Genomic DNA, 17,207 nt, shown 5'->3' with positions numbered 1-17,207 from the left:
ATGGGCGTAAAAAACAAAAACATTGAAGATTTTTATCCCCTCTCGCCCATGCAGCAGGGCATTCTCTACCATAGTCTTGCAGCCCCCAAATCTGGCAACTATTTTGAACAGTTTAGCTGGACTCTCCACGGAAAACTAAACATTACAGTCTTCCATAGCGCATGGCAACATATTGTAGAGCGCCATTCAATTCTACGAACCTGTTTTGTTTGGGAAGGCTTAAAAGAACCAGTACAAGTTGTGCATCGACAGGTAACTCTACTGTGGCAGGAGTATAATTGGCAGCATCTGTCTCCAGATGAACAACAACAAAAGTTAGAGGTTTTCTTGCAGAGCGATCGCTCTAGTGGCTTTGAACTTACGCAACCACCATTGATGCGTCTAACACTGGTTCAACTTTCAGATACATCCTATAACTTTACTTGGAGTCATCATCATCTGTTACTAGATGGGTGGTCTGTTGCCCTAATTTTTAAGGAAGTTCTTGCTTGTTACAAAGCTTTCAACAACGGTGAAGACGTATACTTAGAAGCTATTCGCCCTTATCGGGATTACATTGTCTGGCTACAGCAACAAAACCTATCTATGGCTGAGACTTTCTGGCGAGAGACACTCAAAGGTTTTACGACTCCAACATGGCTGTGGGCAGATCAAGGTGCTAGAAAATCACTGACTTCAGAAGATGGCTATGCCGAACAGAAAATTCAACTTTCAGCAGTCACAACCGCAGTATTGCAATCCGTAGCACAGCAGCATCAACTAACGCCAAATACTCTGGTACAAGGAGCTTGGGCTTTGCTGTTAAGCTGCTACAGTGGTCAAGAAGATGTAGTTTTCGGGGCAGTAGCTTCTGGTCGTCCCCCAATCTTAGCTAAAGCCGAGTCGATGGTAGGACTGTTTATTAATACACTACCAGTTAGAGTCAAAGTCTCGCCCAAAGAATTTCTTTTACCTTGGCTGCAAAAAATTCAAACTCAATTACTTGAAGCGCGTCAATACGAATATAGTCCGTTAGTAAAAGTCCAGGGATGGAGTGAAGTTCCTAAAGGTTTTGCTCTGTTCGATAATATATTAGTTTTTGAGAATTATCATATATATCCTTCTGTGCAAGAGAGGGATATAAATTTTGAAATAGAAGATTTTCATGGTTTTGAAAGAACTAACTATCCTGTAACTCTAACTGTTATTCCAGGTAAGGAGTTATTATTCAAGATTACTTACGATGATAGCGATCGCTCCGATACCGTTACCCGAATGCTCAGACATTTGCAGACTCTGCTAGAGGGTATGGTGGCTAATCCACAGCAGCGCCTTTGTGAATTGTCGCTTTTAACAGAAACTGAACGACATCAGTTACTTGTGGAGTGGAATAATACAAAAGTTGATTATCCTCAACATCAATGTATTCATCAATTGTTTGAAGCACAAGTAGAACGCACACCTGATGCAATCGCTGTAGTATTTGACTCGGAACAACTAACCTATCGTGAACTAAATACTAGAGCGAATCAATTAGCACACTATTTGCAAAAGCTAGGAGTAAAACCAGAGGTATTGGTAGGGATTTGTGTAGAGCGATCGCTCTCTATGGTGGTTGCAATATTAGGCATCCTGAAAGCGGGTGGTGCTTATATCCCAATCGATCCAGCGTATCCACCAGAACGTTTAGCCTTTATATTGCAGGATGCTCAGGTATCATTATTACTAACGCAGCACCACCTAATAAAGAATTTACCACAACATCAAACTAGGGTTGTTTGTTTAGATACAGAGTGGGGAAGTATAACTCAGGAAAGTCAACAAGATCCAATCAATGACTGTACAACTGATAACTTAGCTTATATTATCTATACATCTGGTTCAACAGGTCAACCCAAGGGGGTATTAGTCAATCACAGCAATGTGGTTCGTCTATTAGCAGCAACCGAATCTTGGTATAAATTTAATCAAGATGATGTTTGGACACTGTTCCATTCCATAGCCTTTGATTTTTCCGTTTGGGAACTCTGGGGTGCGCTGCTGTATGGCGGCAAAATAGTGGTAGTATCTTACTGGCTAAGTCGTTCACCCGAAGACTTTTACAAATTGTTGTTAACACAACAAGTTACGGTACTTAACCAAACGCCTTCCGCTTTTTGCCAACTCATACAGGTAGAGGAATCTTTGGGAACTGCCAAAGGGCTAAATCTACGATTGGTCATCTTCGGTGGAGAAGCGCTGCAACTTGAAAGCTTAAGACCTTGGTTTGAGTGTCATGGCGATCGCTTTCCCCAGTTAGTCAATATGTACGGCATTACGGAAACAACCGTTCATGTTACATATCGCCCATTGACAAAGGCAGACTTAGAAGTAGGATTAGGAAGTATTATTGGTCGTCCAATTCCTGACTTGCAAGTTTATTTATTAGACCAGTATCAACAACCAGTACCGATTGGAGTTAAGGGTGAGATGTATGTTGGTGGTGCTGGTGTCACACGAGGTTATTTAAATCGGCCAGAACTAACAACTGAAAGATTTATTTCCCATCCCTTTAGCGATCGCCTAAATGCCCGCCTTTATAAATCCGGTGACTTAGCGCGTTATCTGCCCAATGGAGACATTGAGTACCTGGGACGTATTGACGATCAGGTGAAGATTCGCGGCTTCCGCATTGAATTGGGAGAAATTGAAGCACTCATTAGCCAACACCTAGCAGTGCGGGAAACTATAGTTGTGGTAGCAGAGTTTCAAAGAATAGTAGCCTATATAGTCCCGCAAACCGAGCAAACACTGGTAATTTCTGAATTGCGAAGCTTCTTAGAGTCAAAGCTACCAAGCTACATGATGCCAGCAGCTTTTGTATTGCTAGAGGCACTCCCTCTCACACCCAATGGTAAAGTTGATCGCAAAGCACTAAAAGCACCTGATACAGCACGTCCAGAATTGGAGGTGGTTTATCAGCCACCCCAAACTGAAGTGGAACAAACTATTGCTGATATTTGGCAACAAGTACTGAATGTTGAGAACGTAGGAATCCATGATAATTTTTTTGAATTAGGTGGTCATTCGCTACTTTTGGTTCAGGTTCATAGCAAATTGCGTGAAGTATTTCAGAGTGATTTATCTATCCTCGATCTGTTTAGATATCCGACCATAAGCTCTTTAGTAGATTATTTTAATCAACTCAAAAATGGAAAACTATCTTCTGGTGTAGTAGACGTTGCTACAGAAAAAATTGCTGATGGTAAAGCTCAACAAAGAAAGCGTCTGCAAAAAATGAAATCAATTGAAAATATTTAAGGATGGATCGTTATGTAACTAGTTTTGTAAATAACAAATGATAAAAACTTGCAATTGTTAAACCATTTCCTGTAAGATTTATTCTTGAAGTTAGAGTAAATAACTCATGTGCTACTAGCATTGATTCTCTTTAGCTAGATAGTATATCCAGGTGTGTAGAGTAGTCAATGAAACCAAAGCAGTTATCGCCAATTTTATTACTAACGAGTTCTGTTTGGCTGTGGTGTGCAATGAGCGCAACGGCTCAAGATATACCAAAGTCAGAGATACAGAGTAAATCGATTGCATCACTAGTACGTAAATCCCGGTCAATTAGAGAGATTCCCAAACTGAGTGAAGTTGAGCGTCCCAGCACTAGGGTAATCATGCTGGTGCAGTCGCCAGCACCCCAAACAGCCCCCTCATCAGAAATTGCACAGGTGACGGGAGTGCAAGCTAATCCCACAGAGAAAAGGGTGGAGGTGATTTTACAGACGACTGGTGGAGAACAATTGCAAATCACCAATCGCAGTGCTAAGAATAACTTTATCGCTGATATACCTAATGCTCAATTACGTTTACCCAGTGGCGATGCTTTCACATTCCGCTCCCAAAAACCAGTTGAGGGAATTAGTGAAATAACAGTTACAAACCTTGATGCCAATACTATCCGAGTGACAGTCACGGGTGAGACTCTTTTGCCAACAGTAGAGTTGTTTGACAGTAATGAAGGGTTGATTTTTGCGTTGACACCTGGGACAACAGCAATACAGCCACCACAGCAAACTGAACCTGAGCAGCCAACAAGTGAAACACCGCCAGAGACACCTTCAGCAGAAAATGATGAGCCAATTGAGTTGGTAGTGACGGGAGAGCAAGATGGGTATCGTGTTCCTAATGCCAGTATAGGCACTCGCACCGATACGCCCCTGCGGGATATTCCCCAGTCGATTCAAGTGATACCCCAGCAAGTGCTACGGGATCAAAACGTCACTGATCTAGGTGAAGCCCTCAGAAATGTCCCTGGTGCAAGCTTGGATAATCCCTCCAGATCTTTTATACAGTCAGCTTTCTACCTCCGAGGTTTTTATGCTGGCGCCGATGTCTTGTGGAATGGGTGGAGGGAAAATCCGGGTGCTGGTATAGTCGGCTTTGATGCAGCAGGGATTGAACGGATTGAGGTTATTAGGGGACCTGCCTCCGTTCTCTACGGTCAAGGGGGGCTAGCAGGAACTGTTAACTATGTAACCAAACAGCCATTGAGTGAATCCTACTATTCGTTAGAAGCTTCTGCGGGTAGTTTCAGCTTTTATCGCGGTGCTATTGACCTTTCGGGACCGCTCAATGACAGCAAAACAGTGTTGTACCGACTGAATCTAGCCGCGCAAACGACAGAAAGTTTCTTTGATTTCTTCAACGCGCAGAGATACTTTGTCGCACCAACACTCGCTTTTCAGATTGGCGATCGCACAAAATTGACCCTAGCTGCGGAATATCTTGCTAGACCCCAATCCTCCAATCAAGGCTATGGTCTCCCAGCCGTAGGAACTGCGTTGCCAAACCCTAATGGGGAAATACCACGTAACCGGAGTATAGGTGAGCCGGATGATATAGAAAGTTCGTATTCGACTCGAGTTGGCTATGACCTCGAACATCGCTTTAGCGAAAATTGGCAGCTACGAAATGCCTTGAAATATACGCAAGGTGAGCTACGTAGGAGATTTGCCTACGGCACTGCCTTAGCTGATAATAACCGAATTCTGAGCCGAAACTACAGTGAAACAACAGAATATTCCAACAGATTTTTCAACTCTGACACTTACGTTGTTGGTGAGTTTTCTACAGGTAGTATTCGTCATCAAGTGGTGACAGGTATTAACCTTACCAGAAGCGAATTGGACTCAGCTGGGTTTAGTGGCCAAGCAGCTCCCATTGACCTATTCAATCCTGTCTATGGTCAACCACTTGGTGATGTTACTTTCAGGAATGATAGTTTTAGTAGAACAGATGCACTGGGCATTTATGTGCAAGACCAGATCACACTTGCTGAAAATTTGAAGCTGCTGTTGGGCGGGCGGTTCGATACTTTTAGTCAAAATGATCAGAATTTTCTCGCTAATACAGAAACAAATCAATCTGGCAATGCCTTTAGTCCTCGTGTGGGCATTGTCTATCAGCCTGTTGAGCCAATTTCACTCTATGCCAGCTACAGTCGCTCTTTCACTCCAACGCTTGGCACTGTCTTTGGTGGTGATGTCTTTCAACCGGAGCGCGGCACCCAATACGAAGTTGGGATCAAGGCAGATTTAAATAGCCGACTTTCGGCGACGCTTTCCTTCTACGACCTGACCAAATCCAATGTTTTGACTGAAGACACCAGACCAGGCGTGCCTGACGGGAATTCGATTCAAGTGGGTGAACAGAACAGCCGAGGCGTTGAACTCACCCTTGGGGGAGAAATTCTGCCGGGATGGAACATTACTACGGGCTATGCCTACATCGATGCAAAAGTGACTCGGGACACCACGCTTCCCGTGGGTCTTCGTTTTCTTGGTATCCCTGAAAATACCTTTAACCTGTGGACAAGCTATGAAATTCAGCAGGGTGATTTGCAAGGGTTAGGATTTGGACTGGGATTATTCTTTGTCGGAGAACGGCAGGGCGATTTCAACAATACCTTTCAAGTACCCAGCTATCTGCGGACGGATGCCGCAATTTTTTATAAACGCGATCGGTTTCGCGCTGCCCTTAATTTTAGGAATTTATTTGATGTAGATTACATTGAAACTGCTTTCGCTAGGACTCGAGTTTATCGGGGTGATCCGTTGACGGTGCAGGGGACAATTTCCTTTGAGCTTTGACCCCTCCCCAGCCCTCCCCAATCCATCGGGGGGATTAAGGGGGGTAAAGATTGACACACAACTGAGAATCCTAAAAGGGAATTTATATTTTGAGGTTTACGAATGAGCAGGTCTATCAACAACTGGATAAGGTGGTGGAGGCGATTGCTCAGACGATTCGTCAGTTACGGCGATCGACCCCACCCCACCCCTCCCCTTGCAAAGGGGAGGGAGCAAGACCTAGCTTCCCCCCTTGCAAAGGGGGGATTGAGGGGGGTAAAGCAATGGCTATTGTTATCACTACTAATAATTGCGATCGCCTCAGCTTGTAGTAGTACGGTGATTGAGCGAGTTCCAACGCCTGCTTCAGAAGCATCTCTTGCCCCTTGCCGAACCGTCAAACACGCGATGGGTGAAACCTGCATTCCTCAAAATCCACAACGAATTGTAACTCTATGGATGAGTACTTTTGGTAACACCTTAGCATTGGGTATCAAACCCATTGCAACTACACAAAGTCTAGGTGAACCTTTGCCAAAATATCTTCAAGGCAAAGCCGACGGAGTTGAATCTGTTGGAACCTTAGTCCAACCAAATTTAGAAAAGATTCTCCTACTAAAACCCGATCTAATTTTGTCGATGACTCGACCTTACTTAGAGAATATTTATACGCAGCTATCTGACATAGCACCTACAGTTGTCATGGATATTTCCACCCCACCTTCTTCTTGGGAAAAACATCTAGAAGATGTTGCCAGCCTCTTTGATAAGGAACAGGAGAAAAAACAGTTAATCGATCAATATTGGCAACGAATTAAACAACTCAAACAAGCTTTGGGCGTTGGCGTAGCCTCTCCAAAGGAAAATCGCCGCCATCATCTTCAGGTATCCGTTGCCACTGTGGATCAAAATTATGGGATATACACCTATGGGAAAAAGTCTCCCATTGGGGTAGTTCTAAATGATATTGGATTACAACGCCCATCCGCACAAAGGGGGGATTTTTTCACAAAAAGCAATATTTCTCAGGAGAATCTATCTGAAGTTGATGGTGATGTTTTATTCCTTTCGCACTGGGGAGGAGAGTCGGGCAAAGAAGTTTTAGAAAAGCTGAAACAATCTCCTTTATGGCAAAATCTGAAAGTAGTTCAAAAAAATCGGGTTTATTTCGTCGATGCTTACAATTGGTACGGTTTTGATGTTTTGGCAATGAACGCCGTTATTGATGACTTATTTAAGTACTTAGTTAATACACCCTAAACCTATGCCCCAAAACATCATACCCAAATTTAAATTACTTGATTGAAACTTATGCTCATTTTCAATGATTAAATCTAAACAAGAATTTAATCATTCCAATATCCTCAAATATATCCATTGAAAATATTCAAGTATTAAGTGAAATTATGACTATTCCAATAGCCTCTACTTATAGAAACGGCTCAGAAATAGCGATTATCGGTTTAACAGGACTGTTTCCTGGAGCCAAAAATATTGATGAATTCTGGGATAATCTCCAAAATGGAATAGAATCAATCTCTTTTTTAACAGATGAAGAATTGTTGTCTTCAGGTATAAATTCATCGATATTAAATAACCCTAACTATGTAAAAGCACAGGCTGTACTAGAAGATGCAGAATTATTTGACGCTTCGTTTTTTGGCTTTAATCCCAGAGAAGCAGAAATCACAGATCCGCAACACCGACTTTTCCTAGAATGTGCGTGGTCAGCCCTGGAAAGTGCTGGATACGATTCACAAACTTATAAAGGTGCTGTTGGTGTTTATGGTGGCTCTAGTCTGAGCAGCTACTTACTTAATATTTATCTAAATCAAAATATCATAAATTCTATCGATCCTCAGCAACTCACCATAGCAGCCAATAAAGACTATTTAACCACGCGTGTTTCTTATAAACTAAATTTAGAAGGGCCCAGTTATGCTGTGCAAACTGCCTGCTCAACTTCATTAGTTGCTGTCCACTTAGCTTGTCAGAGCTTACTGAATGGTGAATGTGATATCGCTTTGGCTGGTGGCGTTGCTATCAATGCGGAAAGGAAAACTGGATATCTGTACACAGAAGGGGGAATATTGTCTCCCGATGGACATTGCCGTGCATTTGATGCTTATGCACAGGGTTCTGTGGGCGGTGAGGGTGTGGGTATTGTGGTATTAAAGCGATTAGAAGATGCTTTGAACGATCGCGATCGCATTCATGCTGTAATTAAAGGATCAGCAATCAATAATGATGGTTCATTCAAGGTAAGCTACACAGCACCCCGTATCGATACCCAAGCAAAAGTAATTAGAACAGCCCAAGCAGTAGCAGAAGTAGAAGCGGAGACAATTACTTACATCGAGGCTCACGGTACTGGAACAGCCTTAGGAGATCCCATTGAAATTGCCGCCCTAACACAAGCTTTTCGTTCTAGTACCCAAAATATTGGATTCTGCGCCATTGGTTCCGTCAAAACCAATATTGGGCATTTGGACACTGCGGCCGGTGTGACGGGATTAATCAAAACAGTACTGGCACTCAAGCACAAACAAATACCTCCCAGCTTACACTTTACTGCGCCTAATCCCGAAATTGATTTTGCCAACAGTCCTTTCTACGTCAACACCACACTTACTGAATGGGAAACAAATGGCACTCCCCGACGTGCAGGAGTTAGTTCCTTTGGGTTAGGAGGAACCAATGCCCATGTGATTCTCGAAGAAGCCCCAATGGTCGAAGTTTCCAGCCCCTCACGCCCTTGGCAGTTATTGATGTTATCCACCAAAACCGATTCGGCCCTGGAAACAGCTACCACAAATCTAGTTAATTACCTGCAAAAACATCCCGATTTAAACCTTGCCGATGCGGCTTACACATTGCAGGTTGGGCGCAGAACTTTCGACTATCGGCGTGCAGTTGTCTGTCGGGATCTTCAAGATGCTATCAACGCACTTCAAGATTCCAAGCGAGTTATCACCACTACTCAGAAAACTCAGGAACGCCCTGTTGCCTTCATGTTTTCTGGACTAGGAACTCACTACGTTAATATGGCTCTTGAACTTTACCAAACTGAGCCAACATTTCGCCTTTGTGTTGACCAATGTTGTGAACTCCTCAAACCCCACCTTGGTCTGGATTTGCGAGATGTCCTGTATCCCAGTAGAAACAGTGAGAATGGAAATAAATCAAGCACTCTCTCTGCTGGGCTAGATTTGCGAAAAATGTTAGGTCGGGGAACGGAACAAGCAGATCTACGCACTCAAAAACTGAATCAAACCTTTCTCACCCAACCAGCTATTTTCGTCATTGAATACGCTTTAGCTCAATTGTGGATATCGTGGGGGATTCGTCCGGCGACAATGATTGGCTACAGCATCGGTGAATATGTAGCAGCAACTCTAGCCGAGGTTTTATCTGTTGAAGACGCTTTAACCCTGGTAGCTAAAAGAGCGCAAATGATTCAAGAGTTGCCGGAAGGGGCAATGTTGGCGATCGCTCTCTCAGAAAATGAAATACAGCCTCTGTTGAACGATCAACTCTCTATGTCTGCAATTAACGGGTCATCCTTGTGTGTGATTGCAGGTTCCACAGATGCTATAGAAGAATTGGAACGACAATTGAGTACACGGGGTTTAGTTGGGAAGCGTTTACAGAGTTCTCATGCTTTTCATTCTGTGATGATGGAGGTGATCGCACCGACTTTTCACGATTTAGTGCAAACCTTCAGCCTCAAACCACCGAAAATTCCCTATTTATCTAACGTTACCGGAACTTGGATTACAGCCGAACAAGCAACAGATCCCAGTTATTGGGTGAAGCATCTCTGTCAAGCAGTCCGCTTTGCTTCGGGAGTACAACAATTGTGGCAAAAAGACAATCCCATATTACTGGAAGTTGGCCCCGGTCAGGCATTGAGTAGTTTTGCCCTGCAATGTCTAGAAAGTGATGATAGAGCCAAATCAGTGATGCTCCCTTCCCTACGGCATTCCTACGAGCAACAGTCAGATGTAGCCTTTTTAATGAATACATTAGGGCGCCTTTGGTTGGCAGGGGTAAAAGTAGACTGGTCTGGTTTTTACGCCCATGAACAACGCGATCGCATCCCCTTACCGACATATCCTTATGAACGTCAGCGTTACTGGGTTGATGCTAATCCGGAAGCGAATTTGGCAACGCGATTGCCACAAGAATTACACAAAAAACCAAATATTGCCGACTGGTTTTATATCCCTTCCTGGAAACGTTCTCCACATATACCAGCGAAACCAGCACAAAAGTTAAGTTATTTAGTATTTGTTGATACTCTTGGAGTTGGTTCAGAAATTGCCAAACAGTTGGAATTACAGGGGCATGATGTGATTACTGTAACTGTTGGAGAGCAGTTTACTAAGTTAAGCGATCGCTCCTACACAATTAATCCCCAAGCTAGCTGTGATTATGATGCCTTGTTAAAGGAACTATTGGATTTTAAACCAAATGCGATCGCGGAGCGTGCCGGATGGCATTTCGCTCATTTTTGGAGTCTCATCCCCAACACACAACCAGAATCATCCCATCAGTTCTTTAAAGAATGTCAAAATAATGGTTTTTATAGTCTACTTTTCCTAGCGCAGGCATTGGGAAGACAAGAAGTTACCGATGATTTGCAAATTCTGGTTGTTACCAACAATGTGCAAGAGGTAAATGGCGATGAAGAGTTGTGTCCAGAAAAGGCAACTATCATGGGAATTTGTAAAGTCATTCCCCAAGAGTATCCCCATATCACCTGTCGTAATGTTGATGTTGTCATTCCTGAATCAAGAACATCTCAAAACAGTCAACTCATAGGCCAACTCGTAACAGAACTCACTCAGACGGCATCTGAGAATATGATTGCCTACCGTGGTAAACATCGATGGGTGCAAACTTTTGAACCAATACAACTTGAGGAACCAAATCAAGAAACAATTCCCATCAGGGATGAAGGAGTGTACTTAATTATTGGTGGTTTGGGAGATATTGGCTTGGTGTTGGCAGAATATCTCGCCCAAACAGCACATGCCAAGCTAATTCTCACAGGGCGTTCTAGTTTTCCTTTAAAACAAGAGTGGTCACAATGGCTAGCAACTCATGATGAAAATGATGATATCACTTGCAAAATTCAGAAAATGCAAGCATTGGAAGCATTGGGTGCTGAGATTATAATTTGCCGCGCCGATGTTGCTAATCTCGAACAAATGCAAGCAGTAATGACTGAAGCATCAAACCGTTTTGGTCAGATTCATGGTGTAATCCATGCAGCAGGGATAAAGTTGTTTAGCACTGTTCAACAGATAAGTAAAACTGAGTGTGAAAGTCAATTAAGCTCAACAGGCTATGGATTATTTGTATTAGAAAATATCCTACAAGGAAAAGAGCTAGATTTTTGCGTAGTCATATCCTCATTAGCATCTATTTTAGGGGTAATGGGCATGGCTGCCTATCCAGCAGCGCATCTATTTACTGATGCTTTTGTACATAAACAGAACCAAACAAGTCTTTTCCCCTGGCAAAGTATTAATTATGGCGATTGGATTACTCAAGAATCTTCGGAATCAGTAACCTTATCCAAAGGTGCAGATTCGATGATGACAAGGCAAGAAGGACTAGAGGTTTTTAAACGTGCCTTATCTGTGAGAAAATTTACTCAGGTAGTCACATCAACGGTAGACTTGCAAGTTAGTATCAAAAGATGGATTAAACTTGAATTTAGTCCAGGTCATCAACTTACACAAAAAGCCAGTTCTGCTTCACTTTATTTAAGACCTAATTTAGATAATGACTATGTTGCTCCTAGAAATGAGATAGAGCAATCCATAGCCAATATCTGGCAAGAACTCCTTGGAATTGAACGCTTAGGCATTGAAGATAACTTTTTCGAGTTAGGTGGAGACTCCGTAATTGGCATTCAAGTCAGTGGTAGAGCCGCTAAAGCAGGTTTTCGGCTGACTCCTCAGCAATTATTTGAGCACCAAACAATTGCCGCTCTAGCAAACGTGGTAAGCATAAAGCAAGTAGTACAGGCTGAACAAGGCTTAGTAACTGGTTCGCTGCCTCTTACACCTATCCAACACAATTTTTTTGAACAGAATCAACCAGAACCGCACCACAAGAACATATCAGTCTTCTTAGAGGTACTGCAAGTTCTCGATCCAGCTTTGTTGGAACAAGCATTGCAGCAATTATTAATACACCACGATACACTTCGCCTTCGGTTTATACCCTCTGAATCTGGCTGGCAGCAGGTCAACGCTAGCCCTCAAGAAGTGATACCTTTTACATACATAGATTTGTCGGCATTGTCAACAGAGATTCAAAAATCTGCTCAGGAGGTAGCTGCCGCTGAACTACAAACTAGCCTCAACCTCTGTGAAGGACCGACTGTGCGGGTTGCCCTTTTTGAACTGGGCGCCAACAAGCCAAGTCGCTTGCTAATCATCATCCACCACTCGACTGTAGATCCCGCCTCTTGGCGGATCTTGTTAGAGGATCTTGAGACTGCTTGTCAGCAGCTCAGTCATGGTAAGGCAATTGAGCTTCCACAAAAAACAACTTCCTTCAAACAGTGGGCTTTACAACTAGAAGAATACGCTCAATCAGCAGAGTTGCACAAACGGCAAAATAACTGGCTGAGCGAACGTCACAAAGAAGTTTCCCGCCTACCTATGGATTATCCTGGAGGCCTTAACACTGTTGTGTCGGAGCAAACTTTGTCAATAATGCTGAACTCACAAGAGACTCAAGCATTGCTTCAGGAAGTTCCAGCAGTCTATCGAACTAATACACAAGAAATTCTGCTGAGTGCCCTTGTACAGAGTTTTGCCCAATGGACAGGCGTAAACTTGCTACTAGTTGATCTGGAAGAAAATGGGCGGGAGGTAAGTACAGGTGGTATAGATAATGTGGATATATCACGGTCAGTTGGTTGGTTTACTATTCTCTATCCTGTACTTTTGGATTTGGAAAAGTCCGACAATCCAGGCGATGCATTGAAAGCCGTCAAAGAGCAATTTCGTCGCATTTCTAATAAAGGCATTGACTATGGAGTGCTACGCTACCTAAGCAAGGATACAGTAATTGCAGACAAAATTCGGTCAATTCCCCAAGCAGAGGTATTTTTCATCTATTTTGGTCAATTTGGTAAGAGCTTTCCTCAGTTTTCCCTATTCAAACCGACTGAAGAATTCACTGGGTCGACGCTCAGTCCCAAAGCGAACCGGACTCATTTGCTACGTGTGAATGCGAGTATTGTTGAAGGAAAGTTAGAAGTGTCATGGATGTATAGCTCGAATGTTCATAGACGTGAGACAATAGAAAAACTATCTCATAGTTTTGTAGAAGCGCTCAGGTCTCTCATTGCCCACTGTCAGTCTCCTGAGGCAGGGGAGTACACTCCTTCAGACTTTTTGCAAGCAAACATCAATCAAGAAAATTTGAGTAAGTTACTGACTCAGATTGGTTAATCTGACCAATACCTTAGCCAAAAAAAGAAGTTCTGCTAGCTTTTGCTGAAATAGCCCAACACAAGACCATGCTTGATTATTAAGTAAAACGTAAAACCCCAGTCCAGACGTACAGGACTTTCATTATTACTTCCACACAAACTTTTGCAGATTTTATTGGCTCAGTTTTTTGCCATCCAGCAAAAACAAGCGTGTAAAATCTTAGGTTTGTTCTATATCAAGGCTCGTAAATTGGCGAAGGTATTGCTGACAGGAGGAATTTTTAATGAAACAAAAGAATATTGAAGATATATACGAACTTTCACCCATGCAGCAGGGTATGCTTTTCCACACGCTTGCTGCACCTAATTCCGGAGTGTATTTTGAGCAGTCTTGTTACACCTTGCAAACTCAGCTTGATATCTTAGCTTTTCAGAAAGCTTGGCAGCGAATTATAGAGCGACACCCGATTTTTCGTACCTCCTTCTATTGGGAAAATCTTGATAAGCCATATCAAGTGGTGTATCGGCGAGTGGATTTACCTTGGGAATTTCAAGACTGGCGGAAACTATCCTTACACGAGCAACAAAAGCAACTAGAAGTTTTTTTAACAGAGGAACCCAAGCGAGGCTTTAAACTCTCCGACTCACCACTATTACGCTTGACATTGATTCAGGTAGCTGACAACACTTATCAATTTGTCTTTAGCTATCACCACATTCTAATGGAAGGGTGGTCTTTAACTTGGCTGTGGAAGGAATTCTATGAGTTCTATAATGCCTTTTGCAAAGGTGAGGATTTACATCTAGAACCCCCCCGTCCCTACAAAGAATATATTGCTTGGCTACAACAGCAAGATTTATCCAAGGCTGAAGATTTCTGGCGCGAGACCCTCAGAGGATTCACGTTACCGACACCACTTTTGGTAAGCAAGGCTTTAAGTAGCTTCTCTAGCCAAGAAAAAGACTATGAAGATCAACAGGAGATCCAGATATCAGCGACTGTGACAGCCGCCATAAAATCCTTTGTGCAAAAGCATCAGATAACTTTGAACATTCTAATAAAGGGATGTTGGGCGCTGCTTTTGAGCCGCTACAGTGGGGAGGAAGATATAGTTTTTGGAGCCACATCTTCAAGCCGACCTGCTGCACTGGCGGAGGCAGAGTCTATGATGGGACTGTTCATCAATACACTACCGCTACGAGTACAAGTACCATCTAATGCTTTCCTCGTACCCTGGCTGAAAGAGCTTCTGTCTAAAGAAGCGGAAATACGTCAGTACGAGTATAGTCCGCTGATGCAAATCCAACAATGGAGTGAGATCCCCGGTGGTTTACCACTATTTGAGAGCCTTTTAGCTTTTAATAACTATTTAGTAGATCCTAGCCAAGAAAAGCTAGCTCAAAGCATGATTGTCGGCGGTTCTCAGTCGTTTTTTGGAAAGACGAACTATCCCCTTAGTGTACAAGTCTATCCTGGTTCAGAATTGAGACTGATTATTGGATATGATACCCGTCGCTTTGACAGATATACCATTAGTCGAATATTAGGACATTTAGCGACCTTGCTGGAGGGTATCGTGGCTAACCCTGATCGACAACTTCGGCACTTGCCGTTGCTTACTGCTCAAGAAAGTTATCAATTACTGCTGGAGTGGAATAATACAGAAGTTGAGTATCCTCAACAGCAATGTATCCATCAGTTATTCGAGACTCAAGTAGAATTGACACCTGATGCTGTTGCAGTGGTGTTTGAAGATGATCAGCTAACCTATCAGGAACTCAACGCCAGAGCAAATCAGCTAGGGCATTACTTGCGTTCATTGGGAGTAAAACCAGAGGTATTGGTGGGGATTTGTGTAGAGCGATCGCTCTCTATGGTCATCGGGTTATTAGCCATCCTCAAAGCTGGTGGTGCTTATGTACCGATAGACCTAGCTTATCCCCCAGAACGTATAGCCTTGATGTTGCAAGACGCTGAAGTGACAATATTACTCACACAGCAACACTTAATAGAGAATTTACCGAAACATCAGACTAAAATTGTTTGTCTAGACACAGATTGGAAAACTATAGCTCAAAAAAGCCAAAAAAACCCCATTAATGACTGTAAAACTGATAATTTAGCCTACATCATCTATACATCTGGTTCGACAGGTCAACCCAAAGCTGTATTAGTTAATCACGCCAATGTTGTCCGTCTTTTAGCTGCAACACAGTCCTGGTATAACTTTAACCAACAGGATGTATGGACACTATTCCATTCAATAGCCTTTGATTTTTCTGTTTGGGAAATCTGGGGTGCCTTGCTGTATGGTGGACGATTGATAGTAGTACCGTACTGGCTGAGTCGTTCACCTGAAGACTTTTATAAATTGCTAGTAACACAACAAGTAACGATACTTAACCAGACACCTTCCGCTTTCCGCCAACTGATGCAGGTAGAGGAATCGCTGGGAAATAGTAACAACTTAAGCCTGCGAAAAGTTATTTTCGGTGGGGAAGCTTTGCAACTTGAGAGTTTAAGACCTTGGTTTGAGCGTCATGGCGACCAGTCTCCAGAGTTAGTCAATATGTACGGCATTACGGAAACAACCGTGCATGTTACATATCGTCCCCTAACAATGGTAGACTTAGAAGTACCATCAGGAAGTGTAATTGGTCGTCCAATTCCTGACTTGCAAGTTTATTTACTAGATAGCGATCGCCAGCCAGTACCCATCGGAGTATCAGGCGAAATGTATATTGGTGGTGCTGGCGTGGTACGGGGTTATTTAAACCGGCCAGAACTAACATCTCAAAGATTTATTCCTAACCCCTTCCCAAGAGGCAGGGGAGGGAAAAAAGACCAATCCTCAAATTCCGAACGCTTGTACAAAACAGGCGACTTAGCGCGTTATCTACCCAATGGAGACATTGAATACCTGAGACGTATTGATGATCAGGTGAAGATTCGCGGCTTCCGCATTGAACTAGGAGAAATTGAAACACTCATCAGTCAACACCCAGGAGTGCAAGAAACTGTAGTTATAATACGCGATGATTCAGGAGATTCTCAACTAATAGTTGCTTATGTAGTCCCTGAAAAAGAGCAAACACTGATAATTGCTGAACTACGTAACTTTTTAGAGTCAAAGTTACCAAACTACATGATGCCAACAGCTTTTATCACACTGGAGACACTACCACTAACACCAAATGGAAAGGTCGATCGCAAAGCGCTACCTGCACCTGATACAGCACGCCCTGAATTGGAAGCAGTTTACCAGCCACCCCAAACTGAGGTCGAAAAAACTATTGCCGATATTTGGCAAGAAGTACTTAATGTTGAGAACATAGGAATCAATGATAACTTCTTTGAACTTGGTGGTCATTCGCTGCTTTTAGTTCAGGTTCATAGTAAATTGCAAAAAATATTTCAGAGAGATTTTCTGTTGGTAGAAATGTTTCAATATCCAACCATCAGCCACCTAGCTAGATATTTTAGTCAGGAATCAAGAGAAGAAACATCTTTTATCAAACATTCTCATGTTTCTGAAGATAGGACAGCTTCATTACAGCGTCGAAAACAAGCCAGAAAAGAACACCGAACAGCCATCAAAGAAGGTATAGTTTCGCCTAAATCAGGTGAACAATAAAATTTATCCAATTAA

Annotated in this window: 5 protein-coding genes; all 5 read left to right on the top strand. The window is 42.8% G+C overall.

What is annotated here, in order from left to right; all coding sequences use genetic code 11:
* The 5 genes from LC653_RS19920 (at position 1) to LC653_RS19900 (ending at position 17,192) form a co-directional block, all read left to right on the top strand.
* On the top strand, positions 1–3,279 hold the full coding sequence (locus LC653_RS19920) for a non-ribosomal peptide synthetase (protein WP_229496436.1): 3,279 nt from the start codon (positions 1–3) through the stop codon (positions 3,277–3,279).
* A 167-nt stretch (positions 3,280–3,446) separates the two neighbouring features.
* Complete coding sequence (locus tag LC653_RS19915) at positions 3,447–6,119, top strand: TonB-dependent siderophore receptor (RefSeq protein ID WP_229496435.1); 2,673 nt, start codon at positions 3,447–3,449, stop codon at positions 6,117–6,119.
* Positions 6,120–6,221: 102 nt separating this feature from the next.
* On the top strand, positions 6,222–7,358 hold the full coding sequence (locus LC653_RS19910) for an iron-siderophore ABC transporter substrate-binding protein (RefSeq protein ID WP_229496433.1): 1,137 nt from the start codon (positions 6,222–6,224) through the stop codon (positions 7,356–7,358).
* Positions 7,359–7,504: 146 nt separating this feature from the next.
* Complete coding sequence (locus tag LC653_RS19905; RefSeq protein WP_229496431.1) at positions 7,505–13,576, top strand: type I polyketide synthase; 6,072 nt, start codon at positions 7,505–7,507, stop codon at positions 13,574–13,576.
* 265 nt (positions 13,577–13,841) lie between these two features.
* Positions 13,842–17,192: a non-ribosomal peptide synthetase gene (locus LC653_RS19900; RefSeq protein WP_229496429.1), complete on the top strand. Its 3,351-nt coding sequence runs from the start codon at positions 13,842–13,844 to the stop codon at positions 17,190–17,192.
* Positions 17,193–17,207: the final 15 nt, after the last annotated feature.

This window comes from Nostoc mirabile CHAB5784 (assembly GCF_020829645.1).
Lineage (GTDB): Bacteria > Cyanobacteriota > Cyanobacteriia > Cyanobacteriales > Nostocaceae > Nostoc > Nostoc mirabile.
This window is presented reverse-complemented; position numbering and strand designations above follow the sequence as displayed.

Bases quoted from the DNA above. Each gene is read 5' to 3' on its own strand.
- LC653_RS19920 (WP_229496436.1), top strand. From the start codon at position 1: ATGGGCGTAAAAAACAAAAACATTGAAGATTTTTATCCCCTCTCGCCC.
- LC653_RS19915 (WP_229496435.1), top strand. From the start codon at position 3,447: ATGAAACCAAAGCAGTTATCGCCAATTTTATTACTAACGAGTTCTGTT.
- LC653_RS19910 (WP_229496433.1), top strand. From the start codon at position 6,222: ATGAGCAGGTCTATCAACAACTGGATAAGGTGGTGGAGGCGATTGCTC.
- LC653_RS19905 (WP_229496431.1), top strand. From the start codon at position 7,505: ATGACTATTCCAATAGCCTCTACTTATAGAAACGGCTCAGAAATAGCG.
- LC653_RS19900 (WP_229496429.1), top strand. From the start codon at position 13,842: ATGAAACAAAAGAATATTGAAGATATATACGAACTTTCACCCATGCAG.